The organism is Streptomyces sp. NPDC058796, from assembly GCF_042745235.1.
GTDB lineage: Bacteria > Actinomycetota > Actinomycetes > Streptomycetales > Streptomycetaceae > Streptomyces.
In genome coordinates this window covers 233,925-251,824 of record NZ_JBHYOP010000004.1, presented here as the reverse complement: position 1 = coordinate 251,824, position 17,900 = coordinate 233,925, and the positions used below count along the sequence as shown (strand labels likewise).

The 17,900-nt window shown below is 73.9% G+C and carries 15 protein-coding genes; 8 read left to right on the top strand and 7 right to left on the bottom strand.

Annotated elements, in window-relative coordinates; translation table 11 throughout:
- Nucleotides 1-70 precede the first annotated feature (70 nt).
- Nucleotides 71-706 (bottom strand): TetR family transcriptional regulator, encoded by a 636-nt coding sequence (locus ACFW47_RS12980; protein WP_217244895.1) that lies wholly within the window; start codon nt 704-706, stop codon nt 71-73.
- 134 nt (nt 707-840) lie between these two features.
- On the opposite strand from ACFW47_RS12980, the gene ACFW47_RS12975 reads away from it, so the two are divergent.
- Both ACFW47_RS12975 and ACFW47_RS12970 read left to right on the top strand, forming a co-directional pair.
- On the top strand, nt 841-1,587 hold the full coding sequence (locus ACFW47_RS12975) for a VOC family protein (RefSeq protein ID WP_386305816.1): 747 nt from the start codon (nt 841-843) through the stop codon (nt 1,585-1,587).
- Between the two features lie 218 nt (nt 1,588-1,805).
- Complete coding sequence (locus tag ACFW47_RS12970; protein ID WP_386280878.1) at nt 1,806-4,229, top strand: PQQ-binding-like beta-propeller repeat protein; 2,424 nt, start codon at nt 1,806-1,808, stop codon at nt 4,227-4,229.
- Between the two features lie 99 nt (nt 4,230-4,328).
- On the opposite strand, the gene ACFW47_RS12965 is transcribed toward ACFW47_RS12970, so the two are convergent.
- The 3 genes from ACFW47_RS12965 to ACFW47_RS12955 form a co-directional block, all read right to left on the bottom strand.
- Complete coding sequence (locus ACFW47_RS12965) at nt 4,329-4,520, bottom strand: hypothetical protein (protein ID WP_386305814.1); 192 nt, start codon at nt 4,518-4,520, stop codon at nt 4,329-4,331.
- Nucleotides 4,521-4,737: 217 nt separating this feature from the next.
- Entirely contained in the window at nt 4,738-7,710 is a 2,973-nt protein-coding gene (locus ACFW47_RS12960; RefSeq protein ID WP_386305813.1) for a BTAD domain-containing putative transcriptional regulator, read from the bottom strand.
- Nucleotides 7,711-7,800: 90 nt separating this feature from the next.
- Nucleotides 7,801-8,247 (bottom strand): nitroreductase family deazaflavin-dependent oxidoreductase, encoded by a 447-nt coding sequence (locus ACFW47_RS12955; protein WP_386305811.1) that lies wholly within the window; start codon nt 8,245-8,247, stop codon nt 7,801-7,803.
- Nucleotides 8,248-8,340: 93 nt separating this feature from the next.
- Here ACFW47_RS12955 and ACFW47_RS12950 point away from each other — a divergent pair, with 93 nt between their 5' ends.
- A complete protein-coding gene (locus ACFW47_RS12950) occupies nt 8,341-9,168 on the top strand; it encodes an endonuclease/exonuclease/phosphatase family protein (protein WP_386305810.1) in 828 nt (275 codons plus the stop codon).
- Here the strand turns inward: ACFW47_RS12950 and ACFW47_RS12945 are convergent.
- On the bottom strand, nt 9,140-10,663 hold the full coding sequence (locus ACFW47_RS12945) for a CehA/McbA family metallohydrolase (RefSeq protein WP_386280888.1): 1,524 nt from the start codon (nt 10,661-10,663) through the stop codon (nt 9,140-9,142). The genes ACFW47_RS12950 and ACFW47_RS12945 overlap by 29 nt on opposite strands.
- A 199-nt stretch (nt 10,664-10,862) precedes the next feature.
- Between ACFW47_RS12945 and ACFW47_RS12940 the strand changes: the two genes are divergently transcribed.
- Entirely contained in the window at nt 10,863-13,457 is a 2,595-nt protein-coding gene (locus tag ACFW47_RS12940; protein ID WP_386305808.1) for a bifunctional FO biosynthesis protein CofGH, read from the top strand.
- A gap of 103 nt (nt 13,458-13,560) precedes the next feature.
- Nucleotides 13,561-14,124, top strand: coding sequence for a hypothetical protein (locus tag ACFW47_RS12935; protein ID WP_386305806.1), 564 nt, complete (start codon nt 13,561-13,563; stop codon nt 14,122-14,124).
- Here ACFW47_RS12935 and ACFW47_RS12930 read toward each other — a convergent pair.
- Together ACFW47_RS12930 and ACFW47_RS12925 are read right to left on the bottom strand one after the other, a co-directional pair.
- Nucleotides 14,108-14,614: a DUF2165 domain-containing protein gene (locus tag ACFW47_RS12930; RefSeq protein ID WP_386280895.1), complete on the bottom strand. Its 507-nt coding sequence runs from the start codon at nt 14,612-14,614 to the stop codon at nt 14,108-14,110. The genes ACFW47_RS12935 and ACFW47_RS12930 overlap by 17 nt on opposite strands.
- A 261-nt stretch (nt 14,615-14,875) precedes the next feature.
- Nucleotides 14,876-15,223 (bottom strand): DoxX family protein, encoded by a 348-nt coding sequence (locus ACFW47_RS12925; RefSeq protein WP_386280897.1) that lies wholly within the window; start codon nt 15,221-15,223, stop codon nt 14,876-14,878.
- Between the two features lie 95 nt (nt 15,224-15,318).
- Here ACFW47_RS12925 and ACFW47_RS12920 point away from each other — a divergent pair, with 95 nt between their 5' ends.
- The 3 genes from ACFW47_RS12920 to ACFW47_RS12910 all read left to right on the top strand — a co-directional run bounded on the left by ACFW47_RS12920 (nt 15,319) and on the right by ACFW47_RS12910 (nt 17,890).
- Nucleotides 15,319-16,218 carry a LysR family transcriptional regulator gene (locus ACFW47_RS12920; RefSeq protein ID WP_386280899.1) on the top strand — a complete coding sequence of 300 codons (900 nt, stop codon included), beginning with the start codon at nt 15,319-15,321 and terminating at the stop codon, nt 16,216-16,218.
- 76 nt (nt 16,219-16,294) lie between these two features.
- Nucleotides 16,295-17,410, top strand: coding sequence for an ADP-ribosylglycohydrolase family protein (locus ACFW47_RS12915; RefSeq protein ID WP_386305804.1), 1,116 nt, complete (start codon nt 16,295-16,297; stop codon nt 17,408-17,410).
- 69 nt (nt 17,411-17,479) lie between these two features.
- Complete coding sequence (locus ACFW47_RS12910) at nt 17,480-17,890, top strand: VOC family protein (protein ID WP_386280903.1); 411 nt, start codon at nt 17,480-17,482, stop codon at nt 17,888-17,890.
- Nucleotides 17,891-17,900 lie beyond the last annotated feature (10 nt).

Genomic DNA, 17,900 nt, shown 5'->3' with positions numbered 1-17,900 from the left:
GCGGCGGAGATGACAGGCTGCCGCTTCCGGCGCCGGGCGGGCCGGCTGTGCTCGGCGGGCTGCGCGGTGGCTACTTGGCCGGCTTCTTGCCGGTGACGCCGAGGTACATCAACAGCGAGAGCGTGGGCTTGAGTTCGGCCTGCTTGACGCCCCAGGAGGAGAAGCCCTTCTGGTGCGACGCGGCGGCGGCCAGCATGACGACCAGGGAACCGGCGATCGCCGCGGGGTTCACGTCCTTGTCGACCTTGCCCTTGGCCTGCAGCTCGGCGACGGAGTCCGTGAGGGAGGAGTTCACCGAGTTCAGGACCTTCATGCGGATCTTGGAGAACCGTTTGTCCCCCTCGGCCGCACCCAGGTCGACGACCCGCAGGATCGCGTCGTTCTTCCGCCAGAAGTCCAGGAACCCGTCGACCAGTTCCTGCGCCGTCTGCCAGCCCGCCTTGCCGGTCCACGAGCGGCCCGCCGTCAGTTCGGCCAGTCCGGAGCTCTCGGCGGCCATGTGGTCGGCGAGCTCCAGGACGGCGCCCTCGACGTCCGGAAAGTACTGGTAGAAGGTCGCGGGCGAGGTGCCGGCCTTGCGGGCGACATCGATGACCTTGACATCGCGATAGGGGGAGGAGCTGAGCATGTCGCTGAGGCAGTCGAGCAGTTTCTGCCGGGTCGCCTGCCCACGTCGACCGGCCACGCGGCCGTCGACGGTACGCACTTGTCCTGTCATGCCGTCAGCTTACCGACGGGTGATCCCGGCGCGATTCGGCCGACTGCAAATGGGGTGCGCGGGCGCCAGGAGGCTGGTGTGCCTGGTCTGCGCGGTGCGGGCGGCGCGGTTACTTTGACGGCATGGCCGAAAACGGGGCATCACAGAAGACGACGTCCGCTCGTCCGGAACTCCCTCAGGGCGCACCCTGCTGGGTCGACGCCCAGCTGCCGGACGTGGAGGCCGGCAAGCGCTTCTACGGCGAGCTCTTCGGGTGGACCTTCGACGCCCCGGAGGAGGAGACCGTACGGGCGCGGCTGGACGGCGAGCCCGTCGCCGCACTGGTCCGCAAGACGGACGGCCGGATGCCCACCGTGTGGTCCGTGTACTTCCACACCCCGGACGCCGCCGCGCTGGCCGGGCGCATCCGCGCGGGCGGCGGCCAGATCGTCACCCCGCCCCACCCGGTCGGCGACCAGGGCACGACCGCGCTCGCCGCCGACCCGGACGGCGCCGTCTTCGCCCTCTGGCAGCCGGACCGCCACCGCGGCTTCGGACGCCGGCACGAGCCGGGCACCTTCACCTGGGCCGAGTTGTACACCCGGGACACCGAGGCCGCCAACGCCTTCTACGGCGACCTGTTCCACGACGCCCTCTTCGGGTCGGACGCCGCTCCCGACTTCGGCCGCGCCCCGGTCTCCTCCGTCTTCCCGGCCGAGATGCCGCCGCACTTCCTCGTGCACTTCCTGACCGGTGACGTCGAGGCCGCGCTCGGCAGGGTGGCCGCGCTCGGCGGACGGGTGCGGGTGCCTCCGTTCGAGACGTCGTACGGAGGGGTGGCCGTGGTCTCCGACGACCAGGGAGCGTCGTTCGCGCTGCTCCAGCGCTGAGCGGGGAGAGGGGCGCGAACCTTCGCCCGGAGACCTTCACCCGGGAGTTTTTGTCCGTGATCGGGATGACACACCCCGATTGTCCCCAGGTTCGCCACCAGCGCCTCGGGCAGGAAGAATCGGGGTGCGTGCCGCCACTCGGGTGCGGTGGTGAGACGCTGCACTTCGGTCGCGTGCATAAGTGGGTGGCGCGGCTCGTACGGGGAGGTGGCAGGCAAGTGGTGGATCAGCTGACGCAGCACGATCCGCGGCGGATCGGGCCGTTCGAGGTGCTGGGGCGGCTCGGCGCCGGCGGCATGGGGCTGGTCTATCTCGCGCGCTCGGCGTCCGGGCGGCGCGTGGCGATCAAGACGGTCCGCACGGAGCTCGCGGAGGACCAGCTGTTCCGCGTCCGCTTCACGCGGGAGGTGGAGGCCGCCCGCGCGGTCTCCGGTTTCTACACCGCCGCCGTGGTCGACGCCGACCCGCGCGCCGCGGTGCCGTGGCTGGCCACGGCCTACGTGCCCGCTCCCTCCCTCGAGGAGATAGTGAACGAGTGCGGGCCCCTCCCGGCGCAGGCGGTGCGCTGGCTGGCGGCGGGCGTCGCGGAGGCGCTCCATTCGATCCACGGCGCGGGCCTGGTCCACCGCGACCTGAAGCCGTCCAACGTCCTCGTCGTCGAGGACGGCCCCCGGGTGATCGACTTCGGCATCGCGTCCGGCGTCTCGAACACCCGGCTGACCATGACCAACGTCGCCGTCGGCACGCCCGCCTACATGTCCCCGGAACAGGCCAAGGACTCCCGCAGCGTCACCGGCGCCAGCGACGTCTTCTCGCTCGGCTCGATGCTGGTCTTCGCCGCCACCGGGCACCCGCCCTTCCACGGTGCCAACCCGGTCGAGACGGTCTTCATGCTGCTGCGCGAGGGCCCCGACCTCGAAGGCCTCCCCGACGAGCTGCGCCCGCTCATCGAGTCCTGCATGCAGATGGAGGCCACGGCCCGCCCCAACCCGGCCGATCTCCAGGCCCAGCTCGCCCCGCACCTGTTCGGCTCGGGCTCGGACGACAGCGGTACGGCGTCGGCGTGGCTGCCGGAGCGGGCGGTGGGCCTGATCGAGAGCCGCCGGGGCGGCCGCCCCGCGCCCAAGCTCGCCACGACCGCCGGCGGCCGGGGCGGTGCCGGAGGAGGAGCGCACGGCGGCTCCGCGGGCCCCGCCCCCGCCGTACCCGCGCCCCCGCTCCCGCCCCCGCCCTCCCACGACCCCGTCGTACCGGCACCGCCCGGGCACGCGCCGCCGGTGCCCGCGCCCGTCGGGGCCCCCGACTCCGGCCCGGTCCGGCTGGCCGGGGTCTCCGTGCCCATCGGCCCCGGGCCGCGCGTCGCCGACATGCGCGCCGCCGCCGTCGCCGCGCCCCCGCCGGAGTCCGCCCTCGCCGCGTCCTGGTCCCGCCCGCGCCCCGGCGTCAACGGCGCCGAACCCGCCGCACCGGCCGCGCCGCCCGCCCCCGCCGCGCCCCCGGAGGCGTCGCCGGCGGGCTGGCGGCCCTGGCGCTTCCGCATGTCCAACGACGTGTGGGGCACCCCCGCCGTCGCCGAGGACCTGGTCTACGTCACCTCCTTCGAGGTGCACGCCCTGGACGTCGCCACCGGCCGTCGCCGCTTCAAGACCCGGGACGTCGCCTGGTCGATGGCGGTCGCCGACGGACGTGTCCACGCCTCCGACGGCCCGACCCTCTTCGCCCTCGACGCCCGCGAGGGCACCGACCTGTGGCGCGTCCAGACCGACGCCTGGGTGTACTCGCTCCAGGCCGAGCGGGGCACCCTCGTCACCGCCACCCGGGGCGGCGGCGTGCAGGGCTGGGAGGCCTCGGGCGGCCAGAAGCTGTGGGAGATCACCGGCTGCCAGACCGACTTCGAGTCCCCGGAGGCGGGCGCCGCGCTCCACGACGGGACGGTGTACGTCTGGCACGACGCCCGGCTGCGCGCCCTGGACGCCCGCACCGGCGACGAGCGCTGGTCCTACCCGATCGGCGACGCCGCCTCCTGCGGCGGGGTCCCGGTCCGCGTCGCCCCCGCCCCCGACGGCTACGTCTACGTCTCGGCCGGCACCCGGGTCCTCGCCCTGGAGGTCGCCTCCGGCCACGTCCGCTGGCACTTCGAGGCCCCGGCGGTCTTCCTCGCCCCGCCCGCCTTCGTCCCGGGCCCCGCGGTGACCGGCGGCGGTGTCTACCTCGCCGACTACCTCGGCACCGTCTACGCCCTCGACGCCACCGACGGCCGCGACCGCTGGCGCATCGCCACCGAGGCCCGCTCCTCCACCGACCCGGTCCTGGTCGCCGCCGGCCACGTCCACGTCGGCAGCGGCAAGGGCCTCTACACCCTGGACGCGGTCACCGGCACGCCCAAGTGGCGCTTCCAGGCGGGCGGCGACATCGTGGGCGCTCCCGCGGTCGCCGAGGGCCGCATCCACTTCGGCTCCACGGACCACCTCCTCTACACCCTCAAGTCCGACGACGGCCGCCTGCGCTGGAAGCTCGCCACCGGCGGCGAGATCACCGGTTCGCCGGTGGTGCGGGACGGCATCGTGTACGCGTGCAGCAAGGACCGCTGCGTGTACGCGCTGGATGCGGAGAAGGGCACGGGGACGGCCCGCACGACATGAGTCCGGGCGCCGGCGGCATCGTCGCCGGCGCCCGGACACACGTCGGCCGCGGCGGCTCCCCTCCGCGCCGCCGCGGCCGATCCCCGTGTGGAGGAAGGTCTACTTGCCGTCGCCGTCCAGGTCCAGGGCGGGCGGGGCCGGCATCTGGTTGTCCAGCGTGGTGACGGCGTCACCCTTCGCCGGCGGGGTGGGCATCTGGTTGTCCAGCGTGGTGACGGCCTCGCCCTCCGCCGGCGGGGTGGGCATCTGGTTGTCCAGCGGCTTGGCGGGCGTGGCCTTCTGCTCGCTCATCGGTTTGTGCTCCTCTGCAATGACGAAGTCCGGGTGCGGAACGCCCGTCCGGAAGCTCCCCCGAGGGCCGCCGGACGGGCGTTCGGAGCCGAACACTAACCGGGTCGGCTCCCCAAGAGACCGTCTGCCCCCCGACGCGACGGTCTGGCGATCTGAAGCATGTCCGAGGGCGATAAACGAACGCTGAACGCCGCTGTCCGCCGTGGTGCCGGCCCGCTCAGGCGGCGTCGACCGGAGTCAGCAGACCGCGCACGTCGTCGGCCTCGGGTGCGTCGTTCTCCTCGTACAGCTTGAGCGCCTCGAGCCAGCAGGCTCGCGCCCGGTCCAGCTGCCCCAGCGTGGACAGCGCCCGCCCGAGGAGCGTGAGGACGTTGCCGCGCATGCGCTCGCCGCCGATGCAGCCGACGGCGAGGGCCTGTTCGGCGTGCCGGGCCGCTTGGGCGGGGCGGTGCGCGGCCAGGTGCGTCTCGGCGATCCGGAAGTGGGTGGTGCCCTCCCACAGACGCTGGCGGTGACCCACGAAAACGGCCAGGGCGTCGTTGAACTGGCCGAGCGCCTCGGTGTGCCTCCCCGCCTGGGTGAGGGCCATCCCGAGTGCGTAGTGACCGTTGGCGAGGCGCATCGTCCGTCCCAGCTCCGCCAGCAGGGCGAGCCCGTCCCGGGCGATGTCGACGGCCTTGCCGATGTTGCCCATGGCCAGGTGGGCGCGGGACAGGTTGAACGACGTCGTCGCCTCGCCGGCGCGGTTGCCGGCTTCGCTGAAGCCCCGGATGGCCTGGTCGAAGAAGACCTTGCCGTCGGCGTACCGCCGCTGGTGCAGCGCGATGAGCCCGCGGTCGTTGGCGGCCCAGCTGCCCGCGGCCAGGTCCTGCGCGGAGGCGGCCCGTTCCATGGCGAGCCTGGCCTCCTCCTCCGCCTGACGGATGCGGCCGGACACCAGCAGGACGTTGGTGAGGGTCGCCCGTGCCCGCCCCTCCGTGCGGTGGTCGCCGAGGGCGCGGGCGGCCTCGCAGGCCGCGCCGGCCGTGGCCTCGTACTGACGCGAGTTGGCACCCGACTCGGCCAGGTCCTTCGCGGCCCACAGGAGGTCCACCGCGCGCCGCAGCCGGTCCGTGTGCACCGACTGCCGCACACAGGCGAGGAGCGACGCCCCTTCGGTGTAGAGCCAGTCCAGGGCAGTGGTGCCCTCGGTGAAGCGCAGTCCCTGGTGCCGGGTCGGTTCCAGGTGGTCCACCAGGCGGTCCCCGGGACGCTCCATCGCGTAGATCCCCGCCGCCGTCGCCAGGTAGAAGTCCAGCAGCCGCGACAGCGCCGCACCCCGCTCGCTCGGCGGGTGCTCGTCCCGTTCCGCGCACGCACGCGCGTAGAGGCGTACCAGGTCGTGGAACCGGTAGCGGCCGGGCGCCGCCGACTCCAGCAGGGACGTGTCGACCAGGGACTCCAGCAGCTCCTCCGTGTCCTCCGCGGGAAGGTCCAGCACCGCCGCCGCGGCCGCCAGGGAGATGTCCGGGCCGTCCGCCAGCCCCAGCAGCCGGAAGGCGCGGGCCTGGGCCGGTTCGAGCTGGCCGTAGCCCAGCTCGAAGGTGGCCTTGACCGCCAGGTCGCCGGCCCGCAGCTCGTCCAGGCGGCGCCGCTCGTCCGCCAGCTTCGCGGCGAGGACCGAGACGGTCCAGGTGCGGCGGGCCGCCAGCCGGGACGCGGCGACGCGGATGGCGAGGGGCAGGAAGCCGCACGCGCCGACGACGTCGAGCGCCGCTTCCCGTTCCGAGGCCACCCGCTCCTCGCCCACGATCCTCGTGAAGAGTGCCAGCGCCTCCTCCGGGGACATCACGTCCAGGTCCACCAGGTGCGCCCCGGCGAGGTCCACCATCCGCACCCGGGACGTGACGAGCGCCGCGCACCCGTCCGTGCCGGGGAGCAGCGGACGCACCTGGGCGGCGTCACGGGCGTTGTCGAGGAGGACCAGGACGCGGCGGCCGTCCAGGACGGAGCGGTAGAGGGCGGCCCGGTCCTCCAAGGAGTCGGGGACGGCCGAGTCGGCTGTGCCGAGCGCGCGGAGGAAGGAGCCCAGCACCGTCTCCGGTTCCGCCGCCCGCGCGCCGGCGCCCTGCAGGTCGACGTAGAGCTGCCCGTCGGGGAAGGCGGCCCGCGCCAGGTGGGCGACGTGCACCGCGAGGGTCGTCTTGCCGACGCCGCCGATGCCGGCCAGCGCGGAGACCGCCATGACACGGCCCGACGGACCGTCCCCGGACGCCGAGGCCAGTACGTCGCTCAGCTCGCGGACGAAGGCCGCCCGGCCGGTGAAGTCGGGCACCGTGGCGGGGAGCTGGGCCGGGCGCACCGGAGCGGTCGCCGTCTCCGCCACCGGCGCCGGCGGTTCGGCGAGACCCGGGTCCGCCCGGAGGATGCGCTGCTGGAGTTCCTGGAGGCCGGGGCGGGGGTCGACGCCGAGTTCGTCGGCCAGCAGGCGGCGCGTGTCCGCGTAGACGGCCAGCGCCTCCGCCTGGCGTCCGCTGCGGTACAGGGCCAGCATCAGCAGCTCGCGCAGGCGTTCGCGCAGCGGGTGGGCCGCGGTGAGTGCCGTCAGTTCGGAGACCGCCTCGGCGTGGCAGCCCTGCTCCAGATCCATGTCGAGGCAGGTCTCGAGGAGTTGGAGCCGCCATTCCTCCAGGCGTACGCGCTGCTGCTCCGCGTACGGGCCCGGAACGCCCGCCAGCACCTCGCCGTCCCACAGCGCCAGCGCCCGGCGCAGCACGTCACGGGCGTGGCACAGGTCTCCGGCGCCCCGGGCCTTCTCGGCCTCGGCGGCGAGGTCCTGGGCCGTCCCCAGGTCCAGGGCGCCCTCGCCCGGCAGGCGCACCGCGTACCCGCCCGACTCGCTCACCAGCACGCCGGGGTCCAGAACCTTGCGCAGCCGGGACGCGTACGTCCGCACCGCCGCCAGTGCCTGCGACGGCGGTTCCTCGCCCCACAGGGCGTCGATCAGCTCGGCGGCGGTGGCCGTCCGGCCCTCACGGAGCAACAGGGCGGCCAGCAGCGCCCGTTGCTGGGGCGAGCCGGTGGCCAGCGGTTCCTCGCCGCGCCAGGCGCGTACCGGGCCGAGCACGCCGAAGCGCAGCGCGGCCGATCCTTCGGGTTCCGCCGGGGTTCCCGGGTGCCGCTGCTCCGGAACCCGCGGTACACCGTCCATGCCGTCCCCCTAGACATCCTGAGCAACCAGGCCAGTTTGCCTTGTTCATGCCGACCGCGTCAGCCGTGGGAGACGCCGATCACAGGTCCCTCACCTGCTTTCTCCCTCCAGGTCCACCCGCACCGTCAGGTGACCCGTACCGACGCCCATGGCCCGCACCGCCAGGCTGTTGAGCCGGGGGAGGCGCCTGAGGCGTGCGACCGGGTCGTCGTCGGGGAGAAGGTGGGCCGTGCCCGTGTGCCAGCGGCCGCGCAGGCGTACCCGTACCCGCGGGTCGGCGCGGATGTTGCGGACGTACTGGGAGCGTTCGCCGAACTCCGACACCAGCCAGAAGGAGTCCCCGACCCGCCGTCCGCCCACCGGGGTGCGGCGGGGCAGGCCGGAGACGCGGCCGGTGGTCTCCAGCAGGGTCTGGGCGGGCAGGCGGCGCATCACCGCGTTCAGCCGGCGCTGGACGGCCGTGACGGCCCGGTACTTGCGCTCGGCGGAGGACGGCTGCCCGGCGGGCGGCTCCCCGGGGCTGGGCGGCATCGACATCGTTCGTTCACGCTCCCGTCTCGTGTGCCTCCATGTTCCCTGGAAAACCTCACGGAGGAAGCGTGGGCGGGCAGGGAGGCGGGTGGTGCGGTCGTGCGGGTCGTGACCTGGAATCTGTGGTGGCGGTTCGGGCCGTGGGCCGACCGGCAGAAGGCGATCCTCGCCGTGCTGCGGGAGCTGCGGCCCGACGTCGTGGGCCTCCAGGAGGTCTGGTCCACCGACGACGGCGGCAACCTCGCCGCATGGCTGGCGGACGAACTCGGCCTGCACAGCGCCTTCGCCGCCTGCGAGGCCCCCGGCCGGTGGCAGCGGCGGATCGGGGACGACACGGTCGGCATCGGCAACGCGGTGCTCAGCCGCTGGCCGGTGACCGGGCGGGCGACGCTGCGGCTGCCCGCGCCGACGGAACTGGACGACGGGCGGCTCGCCTTCCACGCCCGGCTGGACGCGCCCGGCCACCCGGTCCCGTTCTTCACCGCCCACCTGAACTCCGGCGCCCGCGCCGGTGCCGTACGCCGCGAACAGGCCGCCGCCCTCGCGGCCTTCGTCGCCGCGCACCGGCACGGCACCGGCTTCCCGCCCGTCGTCACCGGGGACCTCAACGCCCGCCCCGAGTCGCCGGAGGTGCGCCTCCTGCGCGCGGGGCGGCTGCACGACGTCTGGGAGCACGCCGGCCCGGCGGCCCCGTCCGCCACCTGGGACCCGGCCAACCCGTACATCCCCGACCCGCCGGTACCGGGCGCCCGGATCGACTACGTCCACGTGGGACCGCCGGGGCCGGGCGGCCTCGGCCGGGTACGCGCCGTGCGCCGGGCCGGCGACGGCCCCGTGGACGGTGTGTGGCCCTCCGACCACGCGGCGGTCGTCGTGGACCTGGACGACGGCCGGACGGTCAGCGCCCCAGGAAGATCGGGTTCGTGAACGCCGCCAGCGCACCCGGCAACGGCCCCGCCGCCGCCTCGTGCCGCAGCTCCGCCCGCACGTACGCGGCGTAGGACGCGGTCGTCCGCCACTCGACGACGTCCGCGCCGGACACCGGGAGCGGAGCGCTGGTGAACAGCACGCCCTGGTCGGTGACGAACCGGACCGTGCAGCGCGGGGCGCCCGTGACCTCCAGGCGGACGGTGACCGGCGCCTCGTCGTCCACGCGCAGCCGCTCACCCATGCCGGCGTGCTCGCCCCGGCCGCCGGAGGCGGTGAAGGCCAGCGACAGCTTCGCCGACTCGGCGACGTACGACCGCCCGGCCCGGATGCCCTCCTGGATCGCCTCCCGGGTCAGGTCGTCGGCGAGGACGACGGTCTGCGGGCGTCCGATGACGTCGGGGGAGCGGTGGGAGTCGCTGCTGCCCATCGCCGGGATCCAGTCCCCGCCGCGCCGTCCGCCGCGCCCCTCCCGGACGGCGGCGGCCAGCATGCCGTCCCAGTCGGCGAGCGCCACCTCGTCGTCCGGCGTGTAGGCCCCGTTCCACACCTCGACCGCGTCCGCCTCCCCGAACCCGAACTTCCAGTTGCAGCCGATGCAGGTGGCGTGCGGGTGGGCCGGGACGACCAGGCCCCCGGCGCGGCGGATCTGGCGTGCGAAGCGCCCGAAACGGTTGTCCCGGGCCCGGTAGCGCCAGTCGACGAAGGTGCCGGGGTCGGTGCCGAGGGCGACGACGTGCCCGTTGCGGGTCGTCACCTCCTCGCCCAGCATGATCAGCAGGTCGTCCCCGGCCTGGGGCGCCCAGTGCGCGTGCGCCGAGTGCGTGTTGTGCTCCGAGGAGTTGATGAAGTCCAGCCCGGCCGCCCGCGCCAGCTCCGCGATCTCGGCGAGGGTGTAGCGGCCGTCGGAGTACACGGAGTGCAGGTGGCAGTCGCCCCGGTACCAGGCGCGGCCCCGCCCCTTCGCCCGTTCCGGCGGATACACCGGGCGCGGGGTCTCGCCCTGCTCCCCGTACGTCAGCGTGATCGTGATCTCGTACGACAGGCCCTGCGGCGCCACCGTGTACGGACCGAGCGCGATGTTCCACGTGCCCGGCCGCACCGGACCCGGGACGTACCCGGGCGTCGCGTCGTCCGCCCGCACGAAGAACTCGGTGCGCGCCCCGCCCGACCAGCCCCTGAAGCCCCGGCCGCCCAGCTCGGTGCCGCGCTCGTCGAAGAGGCCGATGTCGAGGGCGTTGCCCGCGGTGCCGGCGGGGACGGCGGGCCGGTCGTAGGTGTAGGAGACGTGGAGTTCCCGGACCCCGGAAGGGACCTCGACGGGGACGTACACGAAGTCGGGCGAGCCGGTGGGCAGCGTCCCCCGCACCGTTCTCGTCCGCCGCTGACGTGGTGCGGCCGATGCGAAGCTCACGGTTCCCAACGTAAGCGCGGCGGCGGTTCCCGTCACGAACACCGCGCGCCTGCCGATTCCTGCGTGGTCGTCCTCGCACATGCTGCTGCTCCCAAGGTGTCGTCAGTGACTGGCACGGGCGGTGCAGGGGTGGTGCGTGCAACCCTCGTATTGAGCCGTGAACTCCCGGGCAAGAAAAGGGGGTACGCGCATAGCGGGCCGGAAACCGGAGGGTGTGGGCGTACGGGCCGGGAGCGGGACGGCCCCCGCGCTTCGATCATGCCGCTCGTATGCTCGAAGGATGACGACTTCCGCGACCCCCGGAACCGGCTCGACGGGCCCCACCGAGAACTCCCTGCGTCGCGCCCTCAAACGCGCCCGGGACGGCGTCGCCCTCGACGTCTCCGAGGCCGCCGTGCTGCTCCAGGCGCGCGGTGAGCACCTGGACGACCTCACCGCGTCCGCCGCCCGGGTCCGGGACGCCGGCCTCCAGGCCGCCGGCCGCCCCGGCGTCATCACGTACTCGAAGAGCGTCTTCGTCCCGCTGACCCGTCTGTGCCGGGACAAGTGCCACTACTGCACCTTCGTCACCGTCCCCGGCAAGCTGCGCCGCGCCGGCCACGGGATGTTCATGTCGCCGGACGAGGTCCTCGACATCGCCCGCAAGGGCGCCGCCCTCGGCTGCAAGGAAGCCCTCATCACCCTCGGCGACAAGCCCGAGGACCGCTGGCCGGAGGCCAGGGAGTGGCTCGACGCGCACGGCTACGACGACACGATCGCCTACGTCCGCGCCGTCTCCATCCGCATCCTGGAGGAGACGGGCCTGCTGCCCCACCTCAATCCGGGCGTCATGACCTGGACGGACTTCCAGCGGCTCAAGCCCGTCGCGCCCTCCATGGGCATGATGCTGGAGACCACCGCCACCCGCCTGTGGTCCGAGCCCGGCGGCCCCCACCACGGCTCCCCGGACAAGGAGCCCGCCGTCCGCCTGCGCGTGCTGGAGGACGCCGGCCGCTCCTCCGTCCCCTTCACCTCGGGCCTGCTGATCGGCATCGGCGAGACCTACGAGGAGCGCGCGGAGTCCCTGTTCGCCCTCCGCAAGGTCTCCCGCGCCTACCACGGCATCCAGGAACTGATCATCCAGAACTTCCGCGCCAAGCCCGACACCGCGATGCGCGGCATGCCGGACGCGGAGCTGGACGAACTGGTCGCCACGGTGGCCGTCGCCCGGCACATCATGGGCCCCGCCGCCTGTCTCCAGGCCCCGCCCAACCTGGTGGACGCCGAGTACGAGCGGCTGATCGGCGCCGGCATCGACGACTGGGGCGGCGTCTCCCCGCTCACCATCGACCACGTCAACCCGGAACGCCCCTGGCCGCAGATCGACGAACTCGCCGCCAAGTCCCGCGCCGTAGGCTTCGAACTGCGCGAACGGCTCTGCGTCTACCCGGAGTTCGTCCGCCGCGGCGAACCCTGGCTGGACCCGCGCCTGCGCCCGCACGTGACGGCCCTCGCCGACCCGGCCACCGGCCTGGCCCGCGAGGACGCGGTGGTCGAGGGCCACCCCTGGCAGGAACCGGACGAGGTGTTCACCGCCACCGGCCGCACCGACCTGCACACCGCCATCGACACCGAGGGCCGTACCTCGGACCGCCGCGACGACTTCGACGAGGTGTACGGCGACTGGGGTGCCCTGCGCGAGGCCGCGGCACCCGGCATGGCCCCGGAGCGCATCGACACCGACGTACGCGCCGCGCTGACGACGGCGGCCGACGACCCGACGAAGCTCACCGACGACGAGGCCCTGGCCCTGCTGCACGCCGACGGCCCGGCCCTGGACGCCCTGTGCGAGGTCGCCGACGACGTGCGCAGGTCGGTCGTCGGCGACGACGTCACCTACATCGTCACCCGCAACATCAACTTCACCAACGTCTGCTACACCGGCTGCCGCTTCTGCGCCTTCGCCCAGCGCCGTACGGACGCCGACGCCTACACCCTCTCCCTGGACCAGGTCGCCGACCGCGCCCAGCAGGCGTGGGACGTGGGCGCCGTCGAGGTCTGCATGCAGGGCGGCATCCACCCCGACCTGCCCGGCACGGCCTACTTCGACATCGCGAAGGCGGTCAAGGCCCGGGTCCCCGGCATGCACGTGCACGCCTTCTCGCCGATGGAGGTCGTCAACGGCGCGACCCGCACCGGCCTGTCGATCCGCGAGTGGCTGACCGCCGCGAAGGAAGCGGGCCTCGACTCGGTCCCCGGCACGGCGGCCGAGATCCTGGACGACGAGGTCCGCTGGATCCTGACCAAGGGCAAGCTGCCCGCGGCCACCTGGATCGAGGTCATCGAGACCGCCCACGACCTGGGCATCCGCTCCTCGTCCACGATGATGTACGGCCACGTCGACCAGCCCCGCCACTGGCTGGGCCACCTGCGCACCCTCGCCGGCATCCAGCAGCGCACCGGCGGCTTCACCGAGTTCGTCACGCTCCCCTTCATCCACACCAACGCGCCGGTGTACCTGGCGGGCATCGCCCGGCCGGGACCCACCCTCCGGGACAACCGCGCGGTGACGGCGATGGCCCGCCTCCTCCTCCACCCCCACATCCCCAACATCCAGACGAGCTGGGTGAAACTGGGCACGGAGGGTGCGGCGGAGATGCTCCGCTCCGGGGCGAACGACCTGGGCGGGACCCTGATGGAGGAGACGATCTCGCGGATGGCGGGCTCGTCGTACGGCTCGTACAAGTCGGTCAAGGACCTGATCGCGGTCGCCGACGCGGCCGGCCGCCCCGCGAAGCCCCGCACCACGCTGTACGGCCCGGTACCGGAGGAGAGGCAGCGCGCGGCGACGGCCTCCGACGGCCACCTGCCCGAGCTGCTGCCGGTCCTGGACTGACCGACCGTACGGGCAGCGGCAGCGGGGGCCCGGGTACGCGCGCAGTACGATGATCGGGCCCCCGGTGTGTTCGGGGTTCTCGTAGCTGAGGAGATGCGTGCCCGTGCCAGCCCGACTTCCCTCATGGGCCTGGGTCTCCGGTCTGACCGTGGGGGCGATCGCGGCGGTGAGCGTCCTGGCCGTACAGGCGGACCAGGGCCCCCACCCCACCGCCGCGGCCGCGAAACCCCGCCCGTCGGCGTCGGCGGACGCGAAGCCGACACCGACGGAGACCGCACCGGCCCCGGTGCCGGACGGCTCCGGCACCGGCCGGCGCATCGTGTACTCCCTCGACCAGAAGCGGGTCTGGCTGGTCGACGCGAGCGACGCCGCACGGCGGACGTTCGAGGTGTGGCCGGGCACGGTCGACCCCGGCCCGGGCACCTACACGGTCGGCAGCCGCAGCAAGGGGGCCACGACCGGCTCCGACGGCGTGCGGATCGAGCAGATCGTCTACTTCGCCCTGGAGGACGGCGTCTCGGTCGCCTTCTCCAACGCCGTCGACGGCTCCTCGCCCCCTCCGCCCGCCTCCGGTGCGAAGACGGGCGGCATACGGCTGACCAAGGCGGACGGCGCGGCGGTCTGGGCCTTCGCGACGTCCGGCACGAAGGTCACGGTCGTCGGGTAGCGTCCGCGTCACCGGGCGTGAGCTGGGCGACGATCAGCACGATGCCGCTGATCAGGAATATCCGGGTGGCGGCGTCCAGCCCGTTCCAGTCCTCCGACTGCCACATCGAGAACCACTCGCCGCCGATCCCGATGAACCCGGCTCCGAAGAGCAGCATCAGCATCAGGGCGCCGTACGTGGTCATGCGCCGCCCGGCCGCGTGGTCCCGGCGTATCCACAGCCAGGTCGCGTAGACCAGTACGAGCGCGGCCACCGTCTCCCACACGATGATCGCGACGTACGCGGCGTCCTGCACGCCCTCGTTCGTGACCGCCCGCCACATCAGGTCGTCGTCCTTGAACGTCGTGTCCATCGCGAGGACGTGGCGCACGAACTGCTGGTTGGTGCCGAAGTCGGTGATGTTCCCGAAGGCGACGAGGGCGATGTAGAGGGCGAGGACGCCGGTGAGGACGGTGGCTGCCAGAGGCAGGGTGCGTTGGGTGTTGGCCATGGGAGCACTATGGCGAAGTGCGGTGAGGCCTCGGCGGGTAGGGTCCGGGAACGTTCCGCCGACCTCGGCAGGGGCGGCTGCCGCCAGGTCCGCGCCTACGCGTGTTCAGCCGGCGCCGGACGGTGACGCGACTGCCTGAGCTGTCCGCCTCGGCACACGTTGCCGCGTAGAAGGCGCGAACACTCGGCCGGAAACCGTCCTCCGCCCCCTCACATGAGCGTCCGGAGGACGGATCCGGCCCAAGTGCTCGCGCTTTTCCACTCACGCGGCCACCAGGGCGAGCGCGGCCGCGTTCAGAGCCAGGTACCCGGCGGGGAACGCGATGTTGTGGAAGACCCGCGCGCGGACGTGCGCGGCGACCGCGCCGACGAAGAAGAGGACCAGACCGGCCGCGGCGGCGATGCCGAGGGGCCGGACGCCCAGGAGGCCGGCGAGGAGCCCGGCGGCTCCGGCGGCCTTGAGCGCCGCGAGCCCCGGCAGCCACGACCCGGGGACCGCCACCTCGGCCGAGTTGGCGAGGACGAACCGGGCCCGCATCAGGTCCGCGACGGCGATCCCGGCATTGGCGATGATCGCCACGACGGTGACGATCACGTAGGCGGTGTACACGGATGCTCCTTCCGGCCGCTCCCTCGAGCCCCTTGAGGCCAGCCTCGTCGCCGCCTTCCCGCGCCGTCCAATACCTGCACCCATAACCTGGCGGCATGGATGTCGACACGCGTCTGCTGCGGTACTTCGCGGCCGTGGCGGAGGAAGGCAGCGTCACCCGGGCCGCCCAGCGGTTGTTCGTGTCCCAGCCCGCGCTGACCAAGCAGATCCGGCGGCTGGAGACCGCGCTGGGCACGGACCTGTTCGTCCGCTCGCGGAACGGGGTGACGCTCACCGGGCCGGGCCGGGTGCTGGCGGACGGGGTCCCCGCCCTGCTGGCCGGGTGGGAGGCGGCGCTGCGGGAGACGAGGGCCGTGGCGAGCCGGGCGGCCCGCGTCCTGCGGGTCGGCTTCCTCGCCAGCGCCGCCAACGAGGCGACGCAGCCGATCATCGCCGAGTTCTCCCGGCGCCGGCCGGGCTGGCGGGCCGAGATGCGGCAGGCCGCCTGGTCGAACCCGTCCGCCGGGCTCGCCGGCCCGGACGTCGACGTCGCCCTGGTGCGCCTGCCGTTCCCCGGCCAGGAAGCGCTGCGGGTGCTGCCGCTGTTCAGCGAAGCGCGCTGTGTGGCGCTGGCCGGGTCCCACCCCCTGGCGGCCCGCGGGACGATCGCCTTCCACGAACTGCGCGACGAGCCCTTCGTGGCCGCCCCGCCCGAGACGGGCCGTTGGCGGGAGTACTGGCTGGCCGCCGACGAGCGCGACGGCCACCCGGTGAGCGTCGGCGCCGTCACCGAGCACCCGGACGACTGGCTCACCGCGATCGCCAACGGCTACGGAGTCGCCCTCGCGCCGGAGTCCGCCGCCCGCTTCTACACCCGGCCCGGCATCGTCTACCGACCCGTCACCGGAGTCGGCCCCAGCGAGGTCGCGGTCGCCTGGGCCCCGGCCGACGACGACGATCCCGTCGTCCAGGACTTCGTCCGCTGCTGCCGCCAGGCACTCCGTCCCCGGCCCTGAACCGACCGCCCTCGTTTCGAATACAGTGCTGGACGTCGTACGTACGGACCGTGTCGGTGCCGAAGGGAGGGTCCGGGTGGGCGCGACGACCGGTGCCGTCTGGGGACGTGCCGAGCAGCAGGACTTCCGCAGCCGGGTCCGCGGGACGCTGCTCGGCGTGGCCGTCGGCGACGCCTTCGGCGCCCCCGTCGACGGGCTGGACCTCGACGGCATCCGCCAGGAGCACGGCGCGGAGGGCCTGGCCGACCCGGCCCCCGCCTACGGCCGGCGCGGCGCCGTCACCCACCTCACCCAGCTCACCCTGTTCTCCGTGGACGGGCTGATCCGCGCCCAGGTACGCCGGGACACCGGCGCCTGGCACCCGCCTACCGACCTGCACCGGGCGTACCGGCGCTGGGCCGCCACCCAGCGCGACTGGGGCCCCGACCTGCGGCGCAAGGACGACGGCTGGCTGGCCCGCGAGGAGTGGCTGTACGCCCGCCGGGACGCGCCCCGGGCCCTGCTGCTCGGACTCGGCGACGAGACGATGGGCACGCCCCAGGCGCCGAAGAACCCGGGTGAGCGCGGTGCGGAGGCCGCCGCCCGCTCGGCGCCGTTCGGGCTGCTGGTCGGCTGGGAGCCGCAGTTGGTCGACCAGCTCGCCGTGGAGTGCGCGGCGCAGACCCACGGCCACCCCGGCGGCTACCTGGCGGCGGGCGCGTACGCCGTGATCGTGCACGGGCTGGCCCGGGGCGACAGCCTGGACGCGGCGGTGCAGCGGGCGCTCGCCCTGCTCGCCGCCCGGCCCGGACACGAGCCCGTGGCGGGCGCCCTCCAGCACGCGCTGGGCGCGGTCCGGCAAGGGCTGCCGACGGCGGAACGGGTGACCGAGCTGATCGGCGAGGGGGCCGCGGAAGGGCTCGTCGCGGCCGCCGTGTACTGCTCCCTCGTCGGCGAGGACGTACGGCACGGGCTGCGGCTCGCCGTCAACCACGGCGGTCGCTCCGCCGCGGCCGGCGCCCTGACCGGCGGGCTGCTCGGCGCCCTGCACGGCGAGACGGCGCTCCCGCCCGCCTGGCTGGCCGAACTGGAGGGCCGCCCGACCATCCTGGAACTGGCCGACGACTTCGCCATGGAGATGACCCAGGGGCCCGCCCTGCACGGCCCGGCGGGGTCGTCCCCGGGCTGGCTGGCGCGCTACCCGCGCGGCTGACGGCGCGATTCCCGGCAGAGGTCAGGAATCGCGAAGCACCGGCCGCGGGCCGCCGCTAGCGTGAAGGCCATGGACCTCAGCATTCACACCACCGTCCTCCCGCACGACGACCCTGACGCGGCGGTCGCCTTCTACCGGGACGCCCTCGGCTTCGAGGTGCGCAAGGACGTCGGGCAGGGCAAGATGCGCTGGATCACGGTCGGGCCCGCCGACCAGCCCGACGTCTCCCTGCTCCTGGCGCCGCCGGCCGTCGACCCCGGCATCACCGACGCCGAGCGCCGCACCATCACCGAGATGATGGCCAAGGGCACCTACGGGTGGATCCTGCTCGCCACCAAGGACCTCGACGGCACCTTCGAGAAGGTGCGGGGTCACGAAGCCGAGATCGTCCAGGAGCCGACCGAGCAGCCGTACGGCGTCCGCGACTGCGCCTTCCGCGACCCCGCCGGCAACCAGATCCGCATCCAGGAACTGCGCTGAGCCCGGACGG

Bases quoted from the DNA above. Each gene is read 5' to 3' on its own strand.
- ACFW47_RS12960 (WP_386305813.1), bottom strand. From the start codon at position 7,710: ATGGACGGTGTACCGCGGGTTCCGGAGCAGCGGCACCCGGGAACCCCG.
- ACFW47_RS12920 (WP_386280899.1), top strand. From the start codon at position 15,319: ATGGATGTCGACACGCGTCTGCTGCGGTACTTCGCGGCCGTGGCGGAG.
- ACFW47_RS12955 (WP_386305811.1), bottom strand. From the start codon at position 8,247: ATGTCGATGCCGCCCAGCCCCGGGGAGCCGCCCGCCGGGCAGCCGTCC.
- ACFW47_RS12940 (WP_386305808.1), top strand. From the start codon at position 10,863: ATGACGACTTCCGCGACCCCCGGAACCGGCTCGACGGGCCCCACCGAG.
- ACFW47_RS12975 (WP_386305816.1), top strand. From the start codon at position 841: ATGGCCGAAAACGGGGCATCACAGAAGACGACGTCCGCTCGTCCGGAA.
- ACFW47_RS12910 (WP_386280903.1), top strand. From the start codon at position 17,480: ATGGACCTCAGCATTCACACCACCGTCCTCCCGCACGACGACCCTGAC.
- ACFW47_RS12930 (WP_386280895.1), bottom strand. From the start codon at position 14,614: ATGGCCAACACCCAACGCACCCTGCCTCTGGCAGCCACCGTCCTCACC.
- ACFW47_RS12965 (WP_386305814.1), bottom strand. From the start codon at position 4,520: ATGAGCGAGCAGAAGGCCACGCCCGCCAAGCCGCTGGACAACCAGATG.
- ACFW47_RS12945 (WP_386280888.1), bottom strand. From the start codon at position 10,663: ATGTGCGAGGACGACCACGCAGGAATCGGCAGGCGCGCGGTGTTCGTG.